Raw genomic sequence first — 18,997 nt, forward strand, 5'->3', positions numbered from 1 at the left:
ATTCTCGTGGTCAGGTGCCCCCGCGAGGGCCCCGCGCACCCCCGCCGCCACGCACCCGCCGCCGTCCGAGCAGGCCGCACGGGCCGCACGGGCCAGACGGGCCAGACGGGCCGGACGAGGCTGGGACGACCGGTCAGATCAAGGTGGCCGGACACGCCAGGACGGCCGGGCGGCCGGGCGGCCGGCGCGCGGGAGCGGGCGGTCGCACCGGCCGACGGCCGGGAAGGCCTTCGGGTGAGAAGGCCGGAGGGCGGGAAACCCCGTGGGGTCAGTGGCCGACGGAGTCGGAGTCGGTCGCGGCGGCCTCGCCCCGGTCGAGGGCGGACAGCTCGGAGACCTCCTCGGGGGTCAGGGTGAAGCCGAAGATGTCGGCGTTGGCCCTCATCCGCTCGGGGCTGGACGACTTCGGCACGGTGATCAGGCCGAGTTCGATGTGCCAGCGCAGCACGATCTGGGCGGGGGTCCTGCCGTGCCGCTCGGCGGCGGCCGTGACGACCGGCTGTTCCAGCAGGTCCCCGCCCTGCCCGATGGGGCCCCAGGACTGGGTGGCGATCCCGTGCCCGGCGTCGTAGGCGCGGGTCTCGTCACGGGTGAAGAACGGGTTGAGCTGGATCTGGTTCACGTCGGGCACCACACCGGTCTCGGCCAGCAGCCGGTCGATGTGGGCCGGCTTGAAGTTCGACACGCCGATCGCCCGCACGCGGCCGTCCTTCAGCAGCTTGACCATGCCCTTCCACGCCTCCACGTAGCGGTCCTTGCGCGGCAGCGGCCAGTGGATCAGGTAGAGGTCGGCGTAGTCGAGCCCGAGCCGGTCCAGGCTGGCCTGGTAGGCCTCCTGCGCGGCGTCGTAGCCGTGCCACTCGCCGTTCAGCTTGGTGGTGACGAACAGCTCCTCCCTCGGCACGCCGCTCGCCCGCAGCCCGCGCCCCACCCCGACCTCGTTGCGGTACGCGTAGGCGGTGTCCACCAGCCGGTAGCCCATCTCGACGGCGCCGGCGACCGCGACCTCCGCCTCCTCGTCCGACATGGGCCAGGTGCCCAGGCCGATCTGCGGGATGTCCGCGCCGTTGACCAGCTTCACCGTTGGGATGTCCAGATTAGTCATGATTGACAGCCTTCCACGCCGGGTTCGCCGGGCCCCCGCCGGGGAGCGGTCACGCCGTGCGCGCCGCCTCGGGAAGCCTCTCGCGGAGCATGAACGTCCCGGCCAGGGCGGCCATGGCCAGGAGGGCGAGGACGATCCCGTAGTACGTGGTGAGCTCGGCGAGCGGCAGGAGGCCCGCGACGATCCCGGCGACGGTGGCGGGGATGCCCATGGCGAGGTAGCTGACGATGTAGAAGGCGGCCATCAGCCCGGCCCGCTCGTGCGGGGCCGCGGCCGGCAGCAGGGTGCGCGCGGCCCCCTGGAAGCCCGCGCCGAAGCCCAGCCCGGCGACGACCGTACCGCCGAAGAACAGCGCCACCGAGCCGGTGTTCACGCCGAGCAGGGTCACGCCGACGCCGAGGGCCAGGAGCACGGAGGCCACCCTCATGGCGCGCGGGGCGGGGAACGAGCGCAGGGCGAGGATCGCGACGGTGCCGCTGATGGTCAGCGCGAAGACCAGCAGGCCGCCCACCACGATCGACGCCGAGCCGGTGACCTCGCGGGCCAGGGACGGCCCCAGGGACAGGTAGAACCCGCCGAGCGCCCATCCGGCCACGGTGATCGGGGTGACCAGCAGCAGGACCCGGCGCGCCCCGGCGGGCACGCTGACGTGCGGGCGCAGCGAGGCCAGCGCGCCCGCCCGGCGGCTGACGGACTCGGGCAGCAGGAGGATCGCGGCGCCCTGCAGCACGAACGCGACGATCAGGACGACGAACACCGTCCGCGTCGGCGCGGGCAGGTACTGCACGAGCAGGCTCGATCCCAGGCCGCCCGCCGCCAGGCCCAGGGCGGGCGTCACGCTGTTGACCAGCGGGCCGCGCGTCCGATCCGTGTCCAGCAGGCCCGCGCCCAGCGCCCCGGTCGCGGCGCCGGTGGCGAAGCCCTGCACGACGCGCGCGACCACCAGGGCGGTCACCCCGTCGGCGGAGGCGAAGACCACCATCGCGACCGTCTCGAGCGCCACCGCCCCGAGGATCACCGGGCGGCGCCCGATGTGGTCCGACAGGGAGCCCACGGTGAGCAGCGCCACCAGCAGGCTCACGGCGTAGATGGCGTAGATGGCGGTCAGGACGCTGGAGGAGAAGCCCCAGTGGCCCTGGTACACGGCGTACAGCGGGGTGGGCGCGCTGGCGGCGGCCATGAAGGTGGTCAGGGTCGTCGCCAGGAGCACCGTGGCCGCGCCCGTCCCCAGGCGGATCCGGTGGTCGGGCAACGTCGAGGTCACGGAGGACATGGGGGAACTCCCGAAGCTTTAAAGCAAAGGATTTGCGTTTAGCAACGTACACACCGAGGCCCACTGAAGCAAATATTTTGCGTTAAGCTCGGCGCATGGCTACGAGGCAGGCGGTACGCACCGGGGGCCGGAGCGCGCGGGTGCAGCAGGCCGTCCACGAGGCGGTCAGGGCCCTCCTGGCCGAGCGCGACCGCGCCGACCTGACCGTGCCGCTGGTGGCCGCCCGCGCGGGCGTGACCCCCTCGACCGTCTACCGCAGGTGGGGTGACCTGCAGGAACTGCTGGCCGACGTCGCCCTTGAGCATATGCGGCCCGACGGCCCCCCCGCCGACCTCGGCAGCCTGCGGGACGACCTCGCGGTTTGGGCCGAGGAGTGGCTGGAGGAGATGTCCTCCCCCACCGGCCGCGCGGTCGCCCGCGACATCGTCGCCGGCGACGACGACGGCCGGAGCACCGGGCAGTGCTGCGCGTACATCAGCGACCGCATCCAGGTCATCCTCACCCGCGCCGTCGAGCGCGGCGAGGACGTGCCCGCGCTGGACGCGGTGCTGGACCACGTGCTGGCGCCGATGATGTACCGCGTCCTCTTCGCGAGCGACTCCCTCTCCCCCGGATACGGCCGCGCCCTGGTCGACACCCTGCTGGGTCCCGCCGCCGGTTGATCCGGGGCCCGCGGGCCTCATCTGCGGCGCCGCGGCGCTCACGCCGGGAACGAGACGGCCCTTCCCGGCCGGCGGGTGAACCGGCTCGTTCGCGGTGCCACCGGCGTTCACGACGGAGGCGAAGCGGCCCCCTCCGGGTGGTGGGACGAATGGCGGGCGAGACGATTTCCCGCCTCCGGACCTCTCACCTCCACCGGCTCTCGCGAGTGGAACGCGATCGGTCGTGTGATGCCTCCCACAGAACATACAGCGCACGCGCGAAAGCACATTTCGGGCAATTCTTCAAGAATTGATGGCCGATCTTCGTTTTGTCAGGCTGAACGCCGTGCCGTCCTGACTGGGGAGACAGTGCGGTGCCTTGTGAGAGACCGGAGGGGTCTGTCGTGCACGTCTCGCTCGCGGCGCCGGTGGCGCCGATCGCCGCGCACCAACTGTTGATCTTCTTGCTCCAGGTCGGGCTGCTCCTGCTGCTCGCCCTCGTCTTCGGCCGCCTCGCCAGGCGGTTCGGCATGCCCGCCGTCGTCGGCGAGCTGTTCGTCGGCGTGCTCCTGGGCCCGTCGTTCCTCCCCCACGTCGCACCGGGCCTGTCCACCTGGCTGTTCCCGCAGGACAGCGCCCAGTTCCACCTGCTCGACGCGGTCGGGCAGATCGGCGTGCTGCTGCTCGTCGGTATCACCGGAATCCACATGGACATGGGGCTGATCCGGCGCCGGGGCTCCACGGCCGCCGGGGTCAGCGTCGGCGGGCTGGTGGTGCCGCTCGCGTTCGGCGTCGGCGCGGGATTCCTGCTCCCGGCCACGCTCGTTCCCACCGGCACGGAGACGCTGGTCTTCGCGCTCTTCCTCGGCGTCGCGATGTGCGTCAGCGCCATCCCGGTCATCGCCAAGACCCTCATGGACATGAAGCTGCTCCACCGCAACGTCGGGCAGCTCACGCTCGCCGCGGGCATGATCGACGACGCGTTCGGCTGGTTCATGCTGTCGATCGTGTCGGCCATGGCCACCACCGGCCTGCGCGCCGGGAACGTGCTGGTCTCCCTCGCCTGCCTGCTGGCGGTCGTGGTCTTCGCCCTCACCGTGGGGCGCCCGCTGGTACGGCACGCGTTCCGGCTCACCTCCCGGGGCGAGGAGGACTCCGGCGCGTCCGTCGCGACCGCGGCCGTGCTGCTCCTGCTCTCCGCCGCCGCCACGCACGCGATGGGCCTGGAGGCCGTCTTCGGCGCCTTCGTGTGCGGCATCCTGATCGGCAACGCGGGCGGTGTCGACCCGGCGCGGCTCGCCCCGCTGCGCACGGTGGTGCTCTCCGGCTTCGCGCCGATCTTCTTCGCCACCGCCGGTCTGCGCATGGACCTGACGTCCCTGGCCGACCCGATGGTCCTGCTCGCCGGGCTCGCCATCCTGGCCGTGGCCATCATCGGCAAGTTCGTCGGGGCGTACGCGGGGGCGCGTCTCAGCAAGCTCAACAAGTGGGAGGCCCTGGCCCTGGGCGCGGGGCTCAACGCGCGGGGGGTGATCGAGGTGGTCGTGGCCATGGTGGGCCTGCGGCTGGGCATCCTCAGCGTCGAGGTCTATACGATCGTCGTGCTGGTGGCGATCGTGACCTCGCTCATGGCGCCGCCGATCCTGCGCTGGGCCATGGCCAGGGTGGAGCAGACCGCGGAGGAGGAACTGCGCGGGAACGAGCAGCTCGCCTGGGCGAGGCGACAGTCCCGGACGGACGACTCGGAACCGCTGTAGTACCGCCCCGGCACCGCCGTCGCGGTACCGCGATTCGCGGTACCGCGATTCGCGCGGGAGAGGTCCGGGCCGCGGCGGGAGACGGTTCGCAAGCGGGCCCTCGGTTCGCAGGCGGGCCCTCCCATGAGACGGAAGGCGGTTCGCAAGCGGGCCGCAACCGGGCCCTCCTATAAAGGGTCGCGTTCCCGTATGGTCCATCGGACGGCCCCTCCCCTCGGGGCCTCACCCGCACCGGCCTGTCCACGAACTCCCGCCCGGCACCGCTCTCCCCCGCCGGTCGGATCCGCGCGCCTCGGGGGAGACAGTGAGAGAGACATGTACAGCATTACCCGCCTGCTCGCCGGGACCGTGCTCCTGCCGGCCGCCCTACTCCCCGCCCCCGCGGCGTCGGCCCACGCCGTTCAGGACACCCGGACCGTCCAGGACAGCGGAACCGTCCAGGACACCGGAACCGTCCAGGACAGCCGGGTGGCGGCGGGCGCCACGGCCGGTTGCAGGCCCGGCAGCGGCCCCAGGCTGGCAGGCAAGGACCTCACCCGGGTCGCGCTGCCCGCCGACCTGTCCTGCGCCGACCTGCGGAAGGCGAAGCTGGACGGCGTGGTCGTGCGCAGCCTCCTCACCGGGGCCGACCTGCGGGGCGCCTCGCTCAAGGGCGCCCGCCTCGGGAACGCCGAGATGGCCGGGGCCAAGCTGCGCGGGGCCGACCTGTCGGAGGCGGAGCTGTACTACGCGAACCTGCGCGGCGCCGACCTGCGCGAGGCGACCATGGACGACTCGGTGCCCTACAACGCGCACTTCGAGGGGGCCGACCTGAGCGGGGCCACGATGGTGCGCGCCAAGACGTACGCGGCCCAGTTCGACGACGCGAAGCTGGTCGGCGTCGACCTGACCGACGCCGACGCCTATAACACGGACATGCGCCGGGCCGATCTCACCGGCCTCAAGGCGTCCAAGGCCCGCATGTACAACTCCACGATGATCAAAACCGTGTTCCGGGACGCCGACCTGCGGGGCGCGCAGCTGCGCGGGTCGGTGCTTGAGGGGGCGACCTTCCGGGGCGCCGACCTCGGCGGGGCCGAGCTGGGCGACGTCACGGGCGCGCGGCTGGCGGGCAGCAAGGGCGTGCCTAAGAGCCTGCCTGCCCCCGACCCGGCGTGCGAGCCGGGCAGCGGGCAGAAGTACGCGGGCTGGGACCTGACCTCGGTCGCCGAGTTCCCCCGTGACCTGAGCTGCGCCGACCTGACCGGCGCCAAGCTGGACGGGGTCGACCTGGGCATCGTCAAGCTGGACAAGGCGATCCTGCGCGACGTCTCGGCCGTCGGGGCCACGATCCGCTACCTCAAGGGCGCCGACCTGCGCGGCGCGCGCCTGGAGCGCGCCAGGCTCGGCAGCGTCGAGCTGATGGGGGCCGACCTGACGGGGGCGCGCATGGCGAGGGCGGCGCTCGGCAGCGCCAAGCTGGCCGGGGCGAACCTGTCGAAGGCGGACCTGTCGGGGGCGGAGTTCGGCAGCGCCGACCTTACGGAGGCCAGGCTGGGCGGCGCCGACCTGCGCGGCGCGGAGTTCGGCAGCGCCAGGGCCGACGGGGCCGACTTCACCGGCGCCAGGATGGAGCGGGCCGACCTGAGCAGCGGCAAGTTCCAGGACGCGGTCTTCCGCGGGGCGACGCTGACCGATGCCGACCTGCGCTTCACCGAGCTGCGAGGCGCCACCTTCGTGGACGCCGAAGTCACCGGCATGAAGACCGACCACGCCAAGGACGCCGACCTGTCGGGGTCGTCCAGCCGGCTGGCGATCGGCTGGGTGATCTTCCTCTCGCTGGCGGGCCTGGTCGCGCTCTGGGTGCTGGTCAAGGTGGTCGCCCGCAAGCGGCGGCGCGGAAAGGTCTCCAGGCAGGAGGCGGCCGCGCGGGCGGCCCGCCTGGAGAAGCTCAGGCGGTCGCAGGAGGAGAACGTGACGCGGCTGGGCGAGGAGATCGACCGCCTGGCCGACGGTGAGGGCGGCGGGGACGACGTCAACTGGCACCGGGCCCTGGACGCCTACGACGCGGCCAAGAAGGCGCTCGCCGAGGCCGGCGACATCGACGACGTCAAGGCCGTCGACATCATCGTGGCGCGGGGGCGCGACGCCCTGAGAGGGCGCGCCGCGAAGTAGGGACCGGCGTCTCCGTCGCGACGGGGGCGGTCACCAGGAACCGGCGGGCCGGTCGTCCCGAAGAGGACGCCGGCCCGGATTCGGCCGGGAGCGACGGGCGACGCGACAGCCGGCGACCGGCGGCTGCGCGACCGGGTCACCGGTCAGGGGCCACCGGCGCGACCGGGTCGCCGGTCAGGGCCGCCGACGCGACCGGGTCGCCGGTCAGGGCCGCCGGCGCGTCCGGTACCGCGACGTCAGCGGCAGGCCCTGGAAGGCCTGCTCGGCCGCGGCGTCGAGGGTCGCGACGTCGATGCCCCCTTGGCCGTCACGTCGAAGACCCGGTTCAGGGACAGGATCACGGAACCGATGGCGTGGGGGTCGGCGTCCGGGTCGAGGTCGCCGTTGCGCTGGGCGGCGGCGACGCAGTCGCGGAGGAGCCGCTGCTGCTCCAGGAAGACTCCCCGGATGACGGCCAGCGCCTGGTCGTCCCGGTCGCCGACCTCCTGGGCGAACCTTCCCGCCGTGCAGCCGAAGCGCTCGTCGTCGTCGAGGCCGAACCGGGCACCGCTCGCGATGAAGCCGCCGGCCGGACCCGCCCCGGCTCTCCTTCCCCGGGCGGTCCGGCCCGCACGTCGCGGGTCCCCAGCGTGGACGAGGCGGTCACGCGCGCGGTCACGTCGCGCCCCGCCGGCCTGCCCGTCTCACCTCGCGGTCGATCGCCCAGGCGTCCGCCACCGGGCCCACGTGCCCGAGCTTGTCGGGATTGATCACCGAGCGGATCGTCTGGATCCGCCCGTCGAGCACGTCGAGCGCCAGGATGTTGAGCACCCTGCCGTCCCGGTCGCGGAAGATCGCACCCGGCTCGCCGTTGACCTCGTGCGGCTCGAACGTCACGTCGACCCGGGCCATCCTGGGGAAGAGGAGGCCGAGCAGCCGGGCCACCCTCCCGGCGCCGACGACGGCCCCGGCCAGCTGCGGGGCCTTGCCGCCGCCGTCACCGACCATCGACACGTCGGCGGCGAGCAGTTCCCGCAGGCCCGCGACGTCACCTTCGCGGAAGGCGTCGAAGAACCGCGCCGCCAGCCGCTCGCGCTCCTCGCGGTCCGCCTCGAAGCGGGGCCGGCCCGCGGCCATGTGGCGCCGCGACCGCATCGCGAGCTGGCGGCACGCCGCCTCCGAGCGTCCCACCACCGACGCGACCTCGGGAAAGCCGAAGTCGAACACCTCCCGCAGCACGAACACCGCCCGCTCCAGCGGGCTGAGCCGCTCCAGCAGCAACAGGGCCGCCATCGACACCGAGTCGGCCAGCTCCGCCGACCGCGCCGGATCCTCGTAGGGGTCGGCGAGCAGCGGCTCGGGGAACCACGGTCCCACGTACTCCTCCCGCCGCACGCGGGCCGAGCGCAGCACGTCGATCGAGATCCGGGTCACCGTGGCCGAGAGGAAGTCCTTGACCGACCTGGGCCGTGTCGAGGACGCCTCGAAGCGCAGCCAAGTCTCCTGGACCGCGTCCTCGGCCTCGCTCACGCCGCCCAGGATCCGGTAGGCGATCGAGAACAGCAGCGGCCGCAGCTCCTGGAACTCCTCGGTCCCGCTCACGCCGGCTCCTTCCTGAGGCCCTGGCGCCACCCGCCGCGAACACTCCTATGATCGGCGATCGCCCCGCGAGACGGGACGCCCGTCCGCCCCGCGGTCTCGGGCATGACAGGGCCGGCGGGCCGGGGACCGCGCGTCAGCACCGGTCAGCCGCTGAAGGACTCGGGGCCGAGGCGGCCCCACGCGATGAACGCCGCGAGCGCGAGATAGACCAGGTTCAGCACCATGAAGCCGAACTCGCCACGGCGGCCGTGGGTGATCATCGCGCCGACCATCAGCAGGACCCAGCAGAGCGCGGTCACCGGCACCAGAACCGGCGCGACGCCGAGCACGGCGGGCAGGATCAGGCCGGCCGCGGCCAGGAGTTCGAGGACACCGAGGGTCTTGACGAAGGTGGCGCCGACGTCGCCGGTCCATCCTCCCCCGTGGACCGCGGCCAGCTTCTCCCTGGGCACGAATGTCTTGCTGATGCCGCCGGCCAAGGCCACCGCGGCCAGCAGCCCGGCAGCGATCCACAGCGCGAGGTTCATCGTCCACTCCTTGATCGAAGGTTGCCCGCACCGCGTATGACGAGATAGCACCTCCGCCCGTGACATCTCCGAACGACCCGGACCCGATGCGGGAAGGCGTACGGCCTTCCCCGGCTGCCGGTGACCTCCAGCGGAGCATGGTGATCACAGTCCTTCTTATTCCTTGACACGAATATTCTCTATGAAGAATACTTAGCTTCATGGACGCACTCCTCACCGCGCTGGCCGACCCGGCCCGCTGGCGGCTCGTGAACCTGCTGGCCGAGCGGCCCCGGTCGGTCGGTGTCCTCGCCCAGCTCGCCGGGGCGCGCCAGCCGCAGACGACCAAGCACCTGCAGACCCTGGAGCGCGCGGGCGTCGTCACCTGCCGGCGCACCGGCCAGCGCCGCATCTACGCGCTCCGTTCCGATTCCCTGCGGGACCTGGCGGCCGCGCTCGGCCGGCTCGCCGACGCCGCGGACCAGGCCGGCGGCCCGCGCGAGACCTACGACCGCTACGGGCTCAGCCTCGACGCGGAGCGGCTCGCCGCCGAGGGGCCGGGCTGGGCCGACGGCCGCACGTTCAGGTTCCTGCGGTCGCTGGCGGGGCGCCCCGAGCTGGTCTGGCGTCACCTGACCGACTCCTCCCTGCTCGCCCGGTGGTGGACGCCCGACGACCTGCGCGTCTCCGAGCTCGTGTTCGAGGCGCGACCGGGTGGGCGGATCGTCCACGAGTACCGCGACGCCGAGGACGCCGACGGCTCCGACCTGGTCGCCGGGCGCGCGGAGGGGGTCGTCGACGACGTACGCCCCGGCGAGCGCCTCGCCTACCGGCTCTTCCCGCTGCTTCCCGGCGGCGGCGTCGCCTTCACCGCCCACCTCGACCTCTCCCTCCGGCCCACCGGCACCGGAACGGACCTCGACGTCGGCTACCGGATCACCGACAGCACGGTCGACTCCGCGGACTTCGTCGCGGGCATCGAGATCGGCTTCGGCCAGAGCCTCGACAAGCTCGCGGCGACCCTCGCGGCGATCCCGCACGACACCACCGGCACCGATACCACTCCCGCCATCGGCGACACCGACACCAGGAGCACGAAGTGACGCAGCAGACCGGCGGCCGCAGGGTCGTCACCAACATGAACCTCTCCCTCGACGGTCACTACGCCGGGCCGGGCGGCTCCCGGGACATGGGCTGGGTGATGCCGTACGCGCACACCGACCTCGCCCGCGACCACCTGGCGGGCCTGTGGGAGCCGGCGACGACGGCCCTGCTCGGGCGGGTCAACGCCGAGGGGTTCCTCGGCTTCTGGCCCACCGTCATCGGCGCGGAGGGGGCCGACCCGCGCGACGAGGGCTTCGCGAAGTGGCTCGTCGACACCGACAAGGTGGTCCTGTCCTCCACCCTGGGCGAGGCGCCGTGGGAGCGGACGACGATCGTCGACAGACCGGCCGCCGAGGTGGTCGCGGACCTCAGGGGGACCGAGGGCGGCGACATTCTCGTGCTCTCCAGCGCGAGCGTCATCAAGGCGCTGCTGGCGGCCGACAGGGTCGACCGGCTGGCGCTCACCGTCCTCCCGGTCTTCCTCGGCGGCGGGCCGCGCCTCTTCGACGACGGCCTGCCCGCGGGGCGGTGGACGCTCGCGAGCCAGGCCGCGGGCGAGCACGGCACGCTGGCCCTCGTCTACGACCGGGTCCGCTGAGCCCGCCGGTCGCCGGGGCCGGGTGCCGGCGTCGCCCGGCGGGGGCGTGCCCGGCGGGGGGCGTGCCCGGCCGGCGGTGATCGGCGACGTGCGCGGCCCCGCCGCCCGGCCCGGCCGTGGCGGGCGCCGGCCCGGTCAGGGCCGGTCAGGGCTGGTCAGGGCTGGTCAGGGCTGGTCAGGGCTGGTCAGGGCTGGAAGCGGTACCCCATGCCGGGCTCGGTGAGCAGGTGGACCGGGTGGGCCGGGTCCCGTTCCAGCTTTTTACGCATCTGGGCCATGTACTGGCGCAGGTAGTGGGTCTCCCTGAGGTACTTGGCGCCCCAGACCTCCGTCAGCAGCTGCCGCTGGGTGATGAGCTTGCCGGGGTTGCGGACCAGGATCTCCAGCAGGTGCCACTCGGTGGGCGTCAGCCGTACGCCGCCGGAGACGGTCTTGTCGACCAGGTCCACGACCCGGTCGCCGACGCGGATCTCGGCGAGCTCCGCGTCGTGCAGCGCGCTGCGCCGGGAGACGGCCCGGATGCGGGCGAGAAGCTCGTCGATACCGAACGGCTTGGTGACGTAGTCGTCGGCTCCGGCGTCCAGCGCGTCGACCTTGTCGGATCCTCCCGTACGGCCGGAGAGCACGATGATCGGGACGGTGGTCCAGCCGCGCAGGCCGTGGATGACCTCGATCCCGTCGAGGTCGGGCAGGCCGAGGTCGAGCACGACCAGGTCGGGATGCCAGTCGGCGGCCTGGCGCAGGGCCGCGCCGCCGTCGGGGGCCACGGCCACGTCGTAGTGGCGCGCGGCGAGGTTGATGCGCAGGGCGCGCAGCAGCTGGGGCTCGTCGTCGACGACGAGGACGCGGGTCACGGCTGCTCCACCGAGGCGCGTACCCGCGCCCGGGAGGAGACGGGAAGTGTCAGGATCATGGTGAGGCCACCCCCTGGTGTCTCGTCCGGCAGCAGGGTCCCGGCCATCGCCTCGGCGAGCCCCCGGGAGAGCGCGAGGCCCAGGCCCACGCCGGTGTGGTTGTCGCGGTCGCCGAGCCGCTGGAAGGGCATGAAGACGCGGTCGTAGGCGTCGGGCGGGATGCCCGTGCCGCGGTCGACGACGCGGATCTCCACGTGGTCGCCGTACTCCCCGGCCATGACGAGGACCTTGCGGTCCTCGGGGCTGTAGCGGACGGCGTTGGACATGAGGTTGACCAGGATGCGCTCCAGCAGCGCCTGGTCGGCGACGACCTCGGGCAGCTCGACGGAGAGGTCCGCCTCGATCCGCGACGACAGCGGGCCGAGGTCGTCGACGGCGCGCGGCACGATCTCCTCCAGCGCGGTCGGCTCCAGCCTCAGCCCGAGCACCCCCGCCTGCAGGCGGCTCATGTCCAGCAGGTTGGCCACCAGGCGGTCCAGCTTGGCCAGGGACTCGTCGGCCGTGGCGAGCAGCTCCTCCCTGTCGCGCGGCGACCAGTCGATGCCGGTGTTGCGCAGGCTCTCCACGGCCGCCTTGGCCGAGGCAAGCGGGGTGCGCAGGTCGTGGCTGACCGCGGCGAGCAGCGCGGTGCGCATCCTGTCGGCCTCGGCCAGCGGCCTGGCCTGCTCCGCCTCCGCCGCGAGCCGGTCCTGGCGCAGCGCCACCGCCGCCTCGGCGGCGAACGCCTCCAGCACCCGCCGGTCGGACGCCTCCAGCAGCCTGCCCCTGATGGCCAGGACGAGCCGCTCGTCGATGACCACGTCGGTGTCCGCGCTCCCCGGGCAGGTGCACGGCGCCTCACCGGCGGTGGCCACGATCCGCCACGCCTCCGGGTCGGACTGGTCGTCGGGGCCCTGCTCGCCGGTGCGTTCCAGCAGGGTGACCGAGGCGAGCCCGAAGGTCTCCCGCAGCCGGGCGAGCAGCGAGGCGAGCGCGTGCTCGCCGCGGAGCACGTGCCCGGCCAGGGTGGAGAGGACCTCGGCGTCGGCGCGGGCGCGGGCCGCCTCCCGGGTCCGGCGGGCGGCGACGTCCACGACCGCGCTCACCATGACGGCCACCAGCACGTAGACGCTCAGCGCGAACAGGTTCTCCGGGTCGGCGATGGTGAAACGGTCGACCGGCGCGGTGAAGAAGTAGTTGAGCAGCAGGAAGCCGAGCACGGCGGCGGTGACCGCCGGCCACATGCCGCCCACCAGGGCGACCACCACCACCATGAGCAGGAAGAGCAGTATGTCGCTCGGCAGGTTCACGTCGCCGCGGAAGGGGTGCAGCGCCATGGTCAGGAGCGGCAGCCCGAGGATCGCCAGGACCCAGCCCGCCACCCGGCGGGTGCGGGTCAGCGCGGCCCGCGACGGGGCGCGGTCGCGCCCGCGCCGCACCCTGTCGTGGGTGATCATGTGGACGTCGATGGACCCGGACCGCGCGGTCGTGGTCACCCCGACCCCCCGGGAGAGGATCTGGGCGAACCGGCCGCGCCGGGAGGCCCCCAGCACCAGCTGGGTGGCGTTGACGCCGCGGGCGAAGTCCAGCAGGGCGGTCGGCACGTCGTCGCCGACGACCTGGTGGTAGGTGCCGCCCATGTCCTCCACCAGCGTGCGCTGGCGGGCCGTGCTCGCCGGGTCGGCCCCGGCCAGGCCGTCGGCGCGCGTGACGTGCACGGCCAGCAGGTCGGCGCCCTTGCTCCGGCCCGCGATCCTGGCGGCCCGCCGTACCAGCGTGTCGCCCTCCGGGCCGCCGGTCAGCGCGACCACGACGCGCTCGCGCGCCTCCCAGGTGCCGGCGATGCCGTGCTCGGCGCGGTAGCGGTCGAGCTGGTCGTCGACCTTGCCCGCCACCCACAGCAGCGCCAGCTCGCGCAGCGCGGTCAGGTTGCCGACCCTGAAGTAGTTCGACAGGGCCGCGTCGACCTTCTCCGGCGCGTACACGTTGCCGTGCGCCATCCGCCGGCGCAGCGCCTCGGGCGCCATGTCCACCAGTTCCACCTGGTCGGCGCGGCGCACCACCTCGTCGGGCACCGTCTCGCGCTGGGCCACCCCGGTGATCTCCTCGACCACGTCGTTGAGCGACTCCAGGTGCTGGATGTTGACGGTGGAGACGACGTCGATGCCCGCGTCGAGGATCTCCTCGATGTCCTGCCAGCGCTTGGCGTTGCGCGAGCCCGGCACGTTGGTGTGGGCCAGCTCGTCGACCAGGGCGACCTTCGGCCTCCTGGCGATGACGGCGTCCACGTCGAGCTCGGTGAACACGCTCCCCCGGTGGGCCAGGCTCGCGCGCGGGACGACCTCCACGCCGTCGAGGAGTTCCGCGGTGCGGGGGCGGCCGTGGGTCTCGACGAGGGCCACGACGACGTCGGTGCCCCTGGCGAGGCGGCGGCGCCCCTCGCACAGCATCGTGTACGTCTTGCCGACACCCGGCGCGGCTCCGAGGAAGATGCGCAGCCGCCCCCGCCCCCTGCTCATCGGTCGAGCGCCAGGTTGAGTTCGAGGACGTTCACCGCCGGCTCTCCCATGAAGCCGAGAGAGCGGCCGGTGGTGTTCGCCGCGATCAGCTGCCTCACCCGCTCCACCGGCATGCCGCGCTCCCTGGCCACCCGGGCCGCCTGGAGGTCGGCGTACGCGACGGAGATGTCCGGGTCGAGGCCGGAGCCGCTGGCGGTGACCGCGTCCGCGGGCACCACGGCCCTGGCCGTGCCGCGGACCGGGACGGTGCGCCCGGCCGCGTAGTCCTCGCCCGGCTTGCCGCACTCGACCTTGACGCCGCGGTACTCGGCGACGAACGGGGTGGCGGGGCAGGCCTGGTTGACGCTGACGGCCCGGGTCGGGGTGCCGACGGCGGGGAAGACCTTCAGCACGGCGCCGACCCCGTCCGGGGTGCAGTACGGCCGGGCGCCGCTCACCCCCTCCAGCTCCCCGACGGCCCTGGAGCGGGCGCAGACCTGGGTGAGCAGGCTCTGCTTGCCCTCGTCCGGGTTGCCCTCGTCGTCCTTCGCCCCCGGGACCGGCAGAACGTCCAGGACGTCCTCGGGCCCGAGGTTGCTCGCGGCGGTGGAGAGCATGTCGTAGCCGTCACCGGCCGCCGACGGCCTGCTCTGGAAGTACCTGCCGACCGGCTTGCCGTCGGCGTCGGTGAAGCTCTGGCCGACGATCGCGCTGCCCACGTCCTTGCCGTCCTTCTGGACGAGGGAGCCGTTGGCCCCGCCGTTGAACACGGCCTGGGCGACGCCGGTGATCACCAGCGGGTAGAGGGCCCCGGTGACCAGGGTGAGGACGAGCAGCGCGCGGAGCGCGGCGAGATGCTGGCGTATCCAGCTGGGCAGGCGTTCCATTACGACATCCCCGGAAGGAACTGGATGAGAAGGTCGATCAGCTTGATGCCGGCGAAGGGCACGACGATGCCGCCCAGGCCGTAGACGTAGAGGTTGCGGCTGAGCAGTTTCGAGGCGCTGGAGGGGCGGTAGCGCACGCCGCGCAGGGCGAGCGGGATCAGCGCGACGATGACGACCGCGTTGAAGACGACCGCGGACAGGATCGCCGACTGCGGGCTGGACAGGCGCATGACGTTCAGCGCGTCCAGGCCCGGGTAGACCGCCGCGAACATCGCGGGAATGATCGCGAAGTACTTGGCGACGTCGTTGGCGATCGAGAAGGTCGTGAGCGCGCCGCGGGTGATGAGCAGCTGCTTGCCGATCTCGACGATCTCGATGAGCTTGGTCGGGTTGGAGTCGAGGTCGACCATGTTGCCGGCCTCCTTCGCGGCCGAGGTGCCGGTGTTCATCGCCACCCCGACGTCGGCCTGCGCGAGCGCGGGCGCGTCGTTGGTGCCGTCACCGGTCATCGCGACCAGCCTGCCGCCCTCCTGCTCCGACCTGATCAGGGCGAGCTTGTCCTCGGGCGTGGCCTCGGCGAGGAAGTCGTCCACGCCCGCCTCGTCGGCGATGGCCTTCGCCGTCAGCGGGTTGTCGCCCGTGATCATGACGGTGCGGATGCCCATCCTGCGCATCTCGTCGAAGCGCTCGCGCATGCCCTGCTTGACGACGTCCTTGAGGTGGACGACGCCCAGGACGCGCGCCTTGCCCTCGACGACCTCCCCGACGACCAGCGGGGTGCCGCCGGAGCCGGAGACGGCGTCGACGATGCTCCCCACCTCCTCGGTGGGGTGGCCGCCGTGCTCGCGTACCCACTTCATCACGGCGGTGGCGGCGCCCTTGCGGACCTGGCGGCCGTCGAGGTCGACGCCGCTCATCCGGGTCTGCGCGGTGAACCCGATCCACTCGGCGTGGGCGAGCTCGCCGGGCTCGCGCTCCCGCAGGCCGTACGCCTGCTTGGCGTAGACCACGATGGAGCGGCCCTCGGGGGTCTCGTCGGCGAGGCTGGCCAGCTGCGCGGCCGTCGCCAGCTCGTCGGCGGAGACGCCGGGGGCGGTGAGGAACTCCGACGCCTGCCGGTTGCCCAGCGTGATGGTGCCGGTCTTGTCCAGCAGCAGGGTGTTGACGTCGCCGGCGGCCTCGACCGCGCGGCCGCTCATCGCCAGGACGTTGCGCTGGACGAGGCGGTCCATGCCCGCGATGCCGATCGCCGACAGCAGCGCCCCGATGGTGGTCGGGATGAGGCAGACCAGCAGCGCGACCAGCACGATGCCGGAGACGCCGTCCCCGGTCAGGGCGAGCGAGTCCGGTACGCCGGGGTTCTGGGCCTTGGCGTAGATCGCCAGCGGCTGCATGGTCGCGGTGGCGACCAGGAAGATGATCGTCAGGGCGGCCAGCAGGATGTTGAGCGCGATCTCGTTGGGCGTCTTCTGCCGGTCGGCGCCCTCGACCAGGGCGATCATCCGGTCTATGAAGCTCTCGCCGGGGCGCTGGGTGATCTCGACGACGATCCGGTCGCTCAGCACCTTGGTGCCGCCGGTCACCGCCGACCTGTCGCCGCCCGACTCGCGGATGACCGGGGCGGACTCGCCGGTGATGGCCGACTCGTCCACCGAGGCGATGCCCTCGACCACGTCGCCGTCACCAGGGATGATCTCCCCGGCCTCCACGACGACGAAGTCGCCGCGCAGCAGTTCGGGGGCTCCGACGACGTCCCACTCGGTGGAGTCGCGCCCGCGCAGCCGCCGCGCCGTGGTGTCGCGCTTGGCGGCGCGCAGCGTGGCCGCCTGGGCCTTGCCGCGCCCCTCGGCGACGGCCTCGGCCAGGTTGGCGAAGATCACCGTCAGCCAGAGCCACACCACGGTGGCCCAGGCGAAGAACGACGGGGTGAGCACGGCGAGCACCGTGGTGAAGACCGCGCCGATCTCGACGATCAGCATCACCGGGTTGCGCCAGAGCGTGACCGGGTTGAGCTTCCGCACCGCCTCGGGCAGCGAGGTGAGCAGCTGTCTGGGGTCGAGGAGGCCGCCGCCCACCTTCCCGTCCTTCTTCCCGTCCTTGGGGGCGGGGGGACGGCCCGGCGCTTCGAGCGTCTGGGTGGACATCACTGGATTCCTTCCGCGAGCGGGCCGAGCGCCAGGGCGGGCAGGAAGGTCAGCGCGACGAGGATCACCGTCACGCCGACGACCATGCCGACGAACTGCGGGCGGTGCGTGGGCAGCGTGCCCGCCGACACGGGCACCGGTGCCTGCCTGGCCAGGGACCCGGCCAGGGCGAGGACGAAGATGATCGGCAGGAACCGGCCGAAAGCCATGCACAGGCCGAGGGCCACGTCGTACCACGGCGTGTTGACCGTGATGCCGCCGAACGCCGAGCCGTTGTTGTTGGACGCGCTGGTGAAGGCGTACAGCACCTCGGAGAAGCCGTGCGGGCCGCTGTTGAGCATGCTCGCCCGCTGCTCGGCCGAGCCCATCGCCAGCGCCGTGCCGGTCAGCACGAGCAGCGGGGTGACCAGGAAGTACATCGCGGCGAACTTGATCTCTCGCGAGCCGATCCGCTTGCCCAGGTACTCGGGCGTGCGGCCGACCATGAGCCCGGCCACGAAGACCGTGATCACGGCGAGGACGAGCATGCCGTACAGGCCCGCGCCCGCGCCGCCTGGGGCGACCTCGCCGAGCATCATGTTGAACATCGTGAGCATGCCGCCGAGCGCGGTGAACGAGTCGTGGAAGGAGTTGACCGCGCCGGTGGAGGTGAGCGTGGTGGCGGCGGCGAAGGTGCCGGAGTTGGGCACGCCGAAGCGCACGTCCTTGCCCTCCATCGCCGCGCCCACCGCCTGCGGGACCGTGCCGCCGTGGGCGATCTCCAGCCCGGTCAGCAGCGCGACGCTCGCCAGCGCCAGGGTTCCCATGATCGCGACGATCGCGTAGCCCTGCCGGGTGTCGCCGACCATGCGGCCGAACGTGCGGGGCAGCGCGAACGGGATCAGGAAGATCGCGAAGATCTCGACCCAGTTGGTCCAGGCGTTGGCGTTCTCGAACGGGTGGGCGGAGTTCGTGTTGTAGAACCCGCCGCCGTTGTTGCCCAGCTCCTTGATGATCTCCTGGCTGGCCACCGGGCCGCCGGTGATCGCCTGGGTGCCGCCGGTCAGGGTGGTCACCTCGTGCGGGGAGGCGAAGTTCTGGATCAGGCCGCCGGCCAGCAGCACGACGGCGCCGACGACGGCGAGGGGCAGCAGGATGCGGATCGTGCCGCGGACCAGGTCCACCCAGAAGTTGCCGAGCTCGTCGGTCTTCCTGCGGGCGAAGCCCCGGACCAGCGCGATCGCCACCGCCATGCCCACCGCGGCGGACACGAAGTTCTGCACCGCCAGGCCGGACATCTGCACCAGGTGGCCCATGGTCGACTCGCCCGAGTACGCCTGCCAGTTGGTGTTGGTGACGAAGCTGACGGCGGTGTTCCAGGCGACGTGGTCGGTCACCGGGGCGAAGCCCAGTGACAGGAACAGCCTGTCCTGCAGCCGCTGCAGCCCGTAGAGCAGCAGGATGGAGATCGCCGAGAACGCCAGCAGGGCGCGGGCGTAGACGCCCCACCTCTGCCCGGTGTCCGGCTGGACGCCGACGAGCCGGTAGATCACCCGCTCAACGGCGAGATGCTTCGTACCGCTGTAGACGCGGTACATGTAGTCGCCCAGCGGCCGGTGGACCAGCGCGAGGGCGACGACGAGGGATCCGATGAACAGGATCCCGGCCGTGGTCGAGGACATCAGGAGCGCTCCCTCATCAGAAACGCTCCGGGAAGAGCAGGGCCGCGACCATGAAGATCACCAGAGCGGCGACCACGACCAGGCCGACGGCGTTGACGGCACTCACAACCGTTCCACCGCCCTGACGACCAGCCCGAGGATCACGAAAATCGCGATCGTCAGGGCGACGAAGATGACGTCTGCCATCCCCACTCC

Annotated in this window: 16 protein-coding genes; 5 read left to right on the plus strand and 11 right to left on the minus strand. The window is 72.6% G+C overall.

Annotated features, from left to right (window positions below):
* Positions 1-268: 268 nt before the first annotated feature.
* Positions 269-1,105 carry an aldo/keto reductase gene (locus AC5L38_RS21140; RefSeq protein WP_495244532.1) on the minus strand — a complete coding sequence of 279 codons (837 nt, stop codon included), beginning with the start codon at positions 1,103-1,105 and terminating at the stop codon, positions 269-271.
* A 49-nt stretch (positions 1,106-1,154) separates the two neighbouring features.
* Positions 1,155-2,378 (minus strand): MFS transporter, encoded by a 1,224-nt coding sequence (locus tag AC5L38_RS21145; protein WP_495244533.1) that lies wholly within the window; start codon positions 2,376-2,378, stop codon positions 1,155-1,157.
* A gap of 95 nt (positions 2,379-2,473) precedes the next feature.
* Here AC5L38_RS21145 and AC5L38_RS21150 point away from each other — a divergent pair, with 95 nt between their 5' ends.
* The 3 genes from AC5L38_RS21150 to AC5L38_RS21160 all read left to right on the plus strand — a co-directional run bounded on the left by AC5L38_RS21150 (position 2,474) and on the right by AC5L38_RS21160 (position 6,930).
* On the plus strand, positions 2,474-3,040 hold the full coding sequence (locus tag AC5L38_RS21150) for a TetR/AcrR family transcriptional regulator (RefSeq protein ID WP_495244534.1): 567 nt from the start codon (positions 2,474-2,476) through the stop codon (positions 3,038-3,040).
* 383 nt (positions 3,041-3,423) lie between these two features.
* On the plus strand, positions 3,424-4,776 hold the full coding sequence (locus AC5L38_RS21155; RefSeq protein ID WP_495244535.1) for a cation:proton antiporter: 1,353 nt from the start codon (positions 3,424-3,426) through the stop codon (positions 4,774-4,776).
* A gap of 315 nt (positions 4,777-5,091) precedes the next feature.
* Complete coding sequence (locus tag AC5L38_RS21160; RefSeq protein ID WP_495244536.1) at positions 5,092-6,930, plus strand: pentapeptide repeat-containing protein; 1,839 nt, start codon at positions 5,092-5,094, stop codon at positions 6,928-6,930.
* A gap of 236 nt (positions 6,931-7,166) precedes the next feature.
* On the opposite strand, the gene AC5L38_RS21165 is transcribed toward AC5L38_RS21160, so the two are convergent.
* The 3 genes from AC5L38_RS21165 to AC5L38_RS21175 all read right to left on the minus strand — a co-directional run bounded on the left by AC5L38_RS21165 (position 7,167) and on the right by AC5L38_RS21175 (position 9,038).
* Positions 7,167-7,487 carry a TetR family transcriptional regulator C-terminal domain-containing protein gene (locus AC5L38_RS21165; protein WP_495244570.1) on the minus strand — a complete coding sequence of 107 codons (321 nt, stop codon included), beginning with the start codon at positions 7,485-7,487 and terminating at the stop codon, positions 7,167-7,169.
* 97 nt (positions 7,488-7,584) lie between these two features.
* On the minus strand, positions 7,585-8,511 hold the full coding sequence (locus tag AC5L38_RS21170; protein ID WP_495244537.1) for an RNA polymerase sigma-70 factor: 927 nt from the start codon (positions 8,509-8,511) through the stop codon (positions 7,585-7,587).
* 143 nt (positions 8,512-8,654) lie between these two features.
* Complete coding sequence (locus AC5L38_RS21175) at positions 8,655-9,038, minus strand: DoxX family protein (RefSeq protein WP_495244538.1); 384 nt, start codon at positions 9,036-9,038, stop codon at positions 8,655-8,657.
* 200 nt (positions 9,039-9,238) lie between these two features.
* Between AC5L38_RS21175 and AC5L38_RS21180 the strand changes: the two genes are divergently transcribed.
* On the plus strand, positions 9,239-10,120 hold the full coding sequence (locus AC5L38_RS21180) for a metalloregulator ArsR/SmtB family transcription factor (protein ID WP_495244539.1): 882 nt from the start codon (positions 9,239-9,241) through the stop codon (positions 10,118-10,120).
* Positions 10,117-10,719 (plus strand): dihydrofolate reductase family protein, encoded by a 603-nt coding sequence (locus AC5L38_RS21185; RefSeq protein ID WP_495244540.1) that lies wholly within the window; start codon positions 10,117-10,119, stop codon positions 10,717-10,719. Before AC5L38_RS21180 ends, AC5L38_RS21185 begins: the two co-directional genes overlap by 4 nt.
* A gap of 185 nt (positions 10,720-10,904) precedes the next feature.
* Here the strand turns inward: AC5L38_RS21185 and AC5L38_RS21190 are convergent, their stop codons facing one another.
* From AC5L38_RS21190 to kdpF, 6 genes are read right to left on the minus strand one after another with little or no spacing between them, the layout of a single operon-like run.
* Positions 10,905-11,573: a response regulator gene (locus AC5L38_RS21190; RefSeq protein WP_495244541.1), complete on the minus strand. Its 669-nt coding sequence runs from the start codon at positions 11,571-11,573 to the stop codon at positions 10,905-10,907.
* Entirely contained in the window at positions 11,570-14,131 is a 2,562-nt protein-coding gene (locus AC5L38_RS21195) for a DUF4118 domain-containing protein (protein WP_495244542.1), read from the minus strand. The genes AC5L38_RS21190 and AC5L38_RS21195 overlap by 4 nt, the downstream gene beginning before the upstream one ends.
* Entirely contained in the window at positions 14,128-14,997 is an 870-nt protein-coding gene (locus AC5L38_RS21200; protein WP_495244543.1) for a potassium-transporting ATPase subunit C, read from the minus strand. The genes AC5L38_RS21195 and AC5L38_RS21200 overlap by 4 nt, the downstream gene beginning before the upstream one ends.
* On the minus strand, positions 14,997-17,141 hold the full coding sequence (gene kdpB / locus AC5L38_RS21205) for a potassium-transporting ATPase subunit KdpB (protein WP_495244544.1): 2,145 nt from the start codon (positions 17,139-17,141) through the stop codon (positions 14,997-14,999). Before kdpB ends, AC5L38_RS21200 begins: the two co-directional genes overlap by 1 nt.
* On the minus strand, positions 17,141-18,802 hold the full coding sequence (kdpA, locus tag AC5L38_RS21210; RefSeq protein ID WP_495244545.1) for a potassium-transporting ATPase subunit KdpA: 1,662 nt from the start codon (positions 18,800-18,802) through the stop codon (positions 17,141-17,143). Before kdpA ends, kdpB begins: the two co-directional genes overlap by 1 nt.
* A gap of 16 nt (positions 18,803-18,818) precedes the next feature.
* Positions 18,819-18,908 carry a K(+)-transporting ATPase subunit F gene (kdpF, locus tag AC5L38_RS21215; RefSeq protein WP_495244546.1) on the minus strand — a complete coding sequence of 30 codons (90 nt, stop codon included), beginning with the start codon at positions 18,906-18,908 and terminating at the stop codon, positions 18,819-18,821.
* Positions 18,909-18,997: the final 89 nt, after the last annotated feature.

It is taken from the genome of Streptosporangium nanhuense (genome assembly GCF_059358815.1).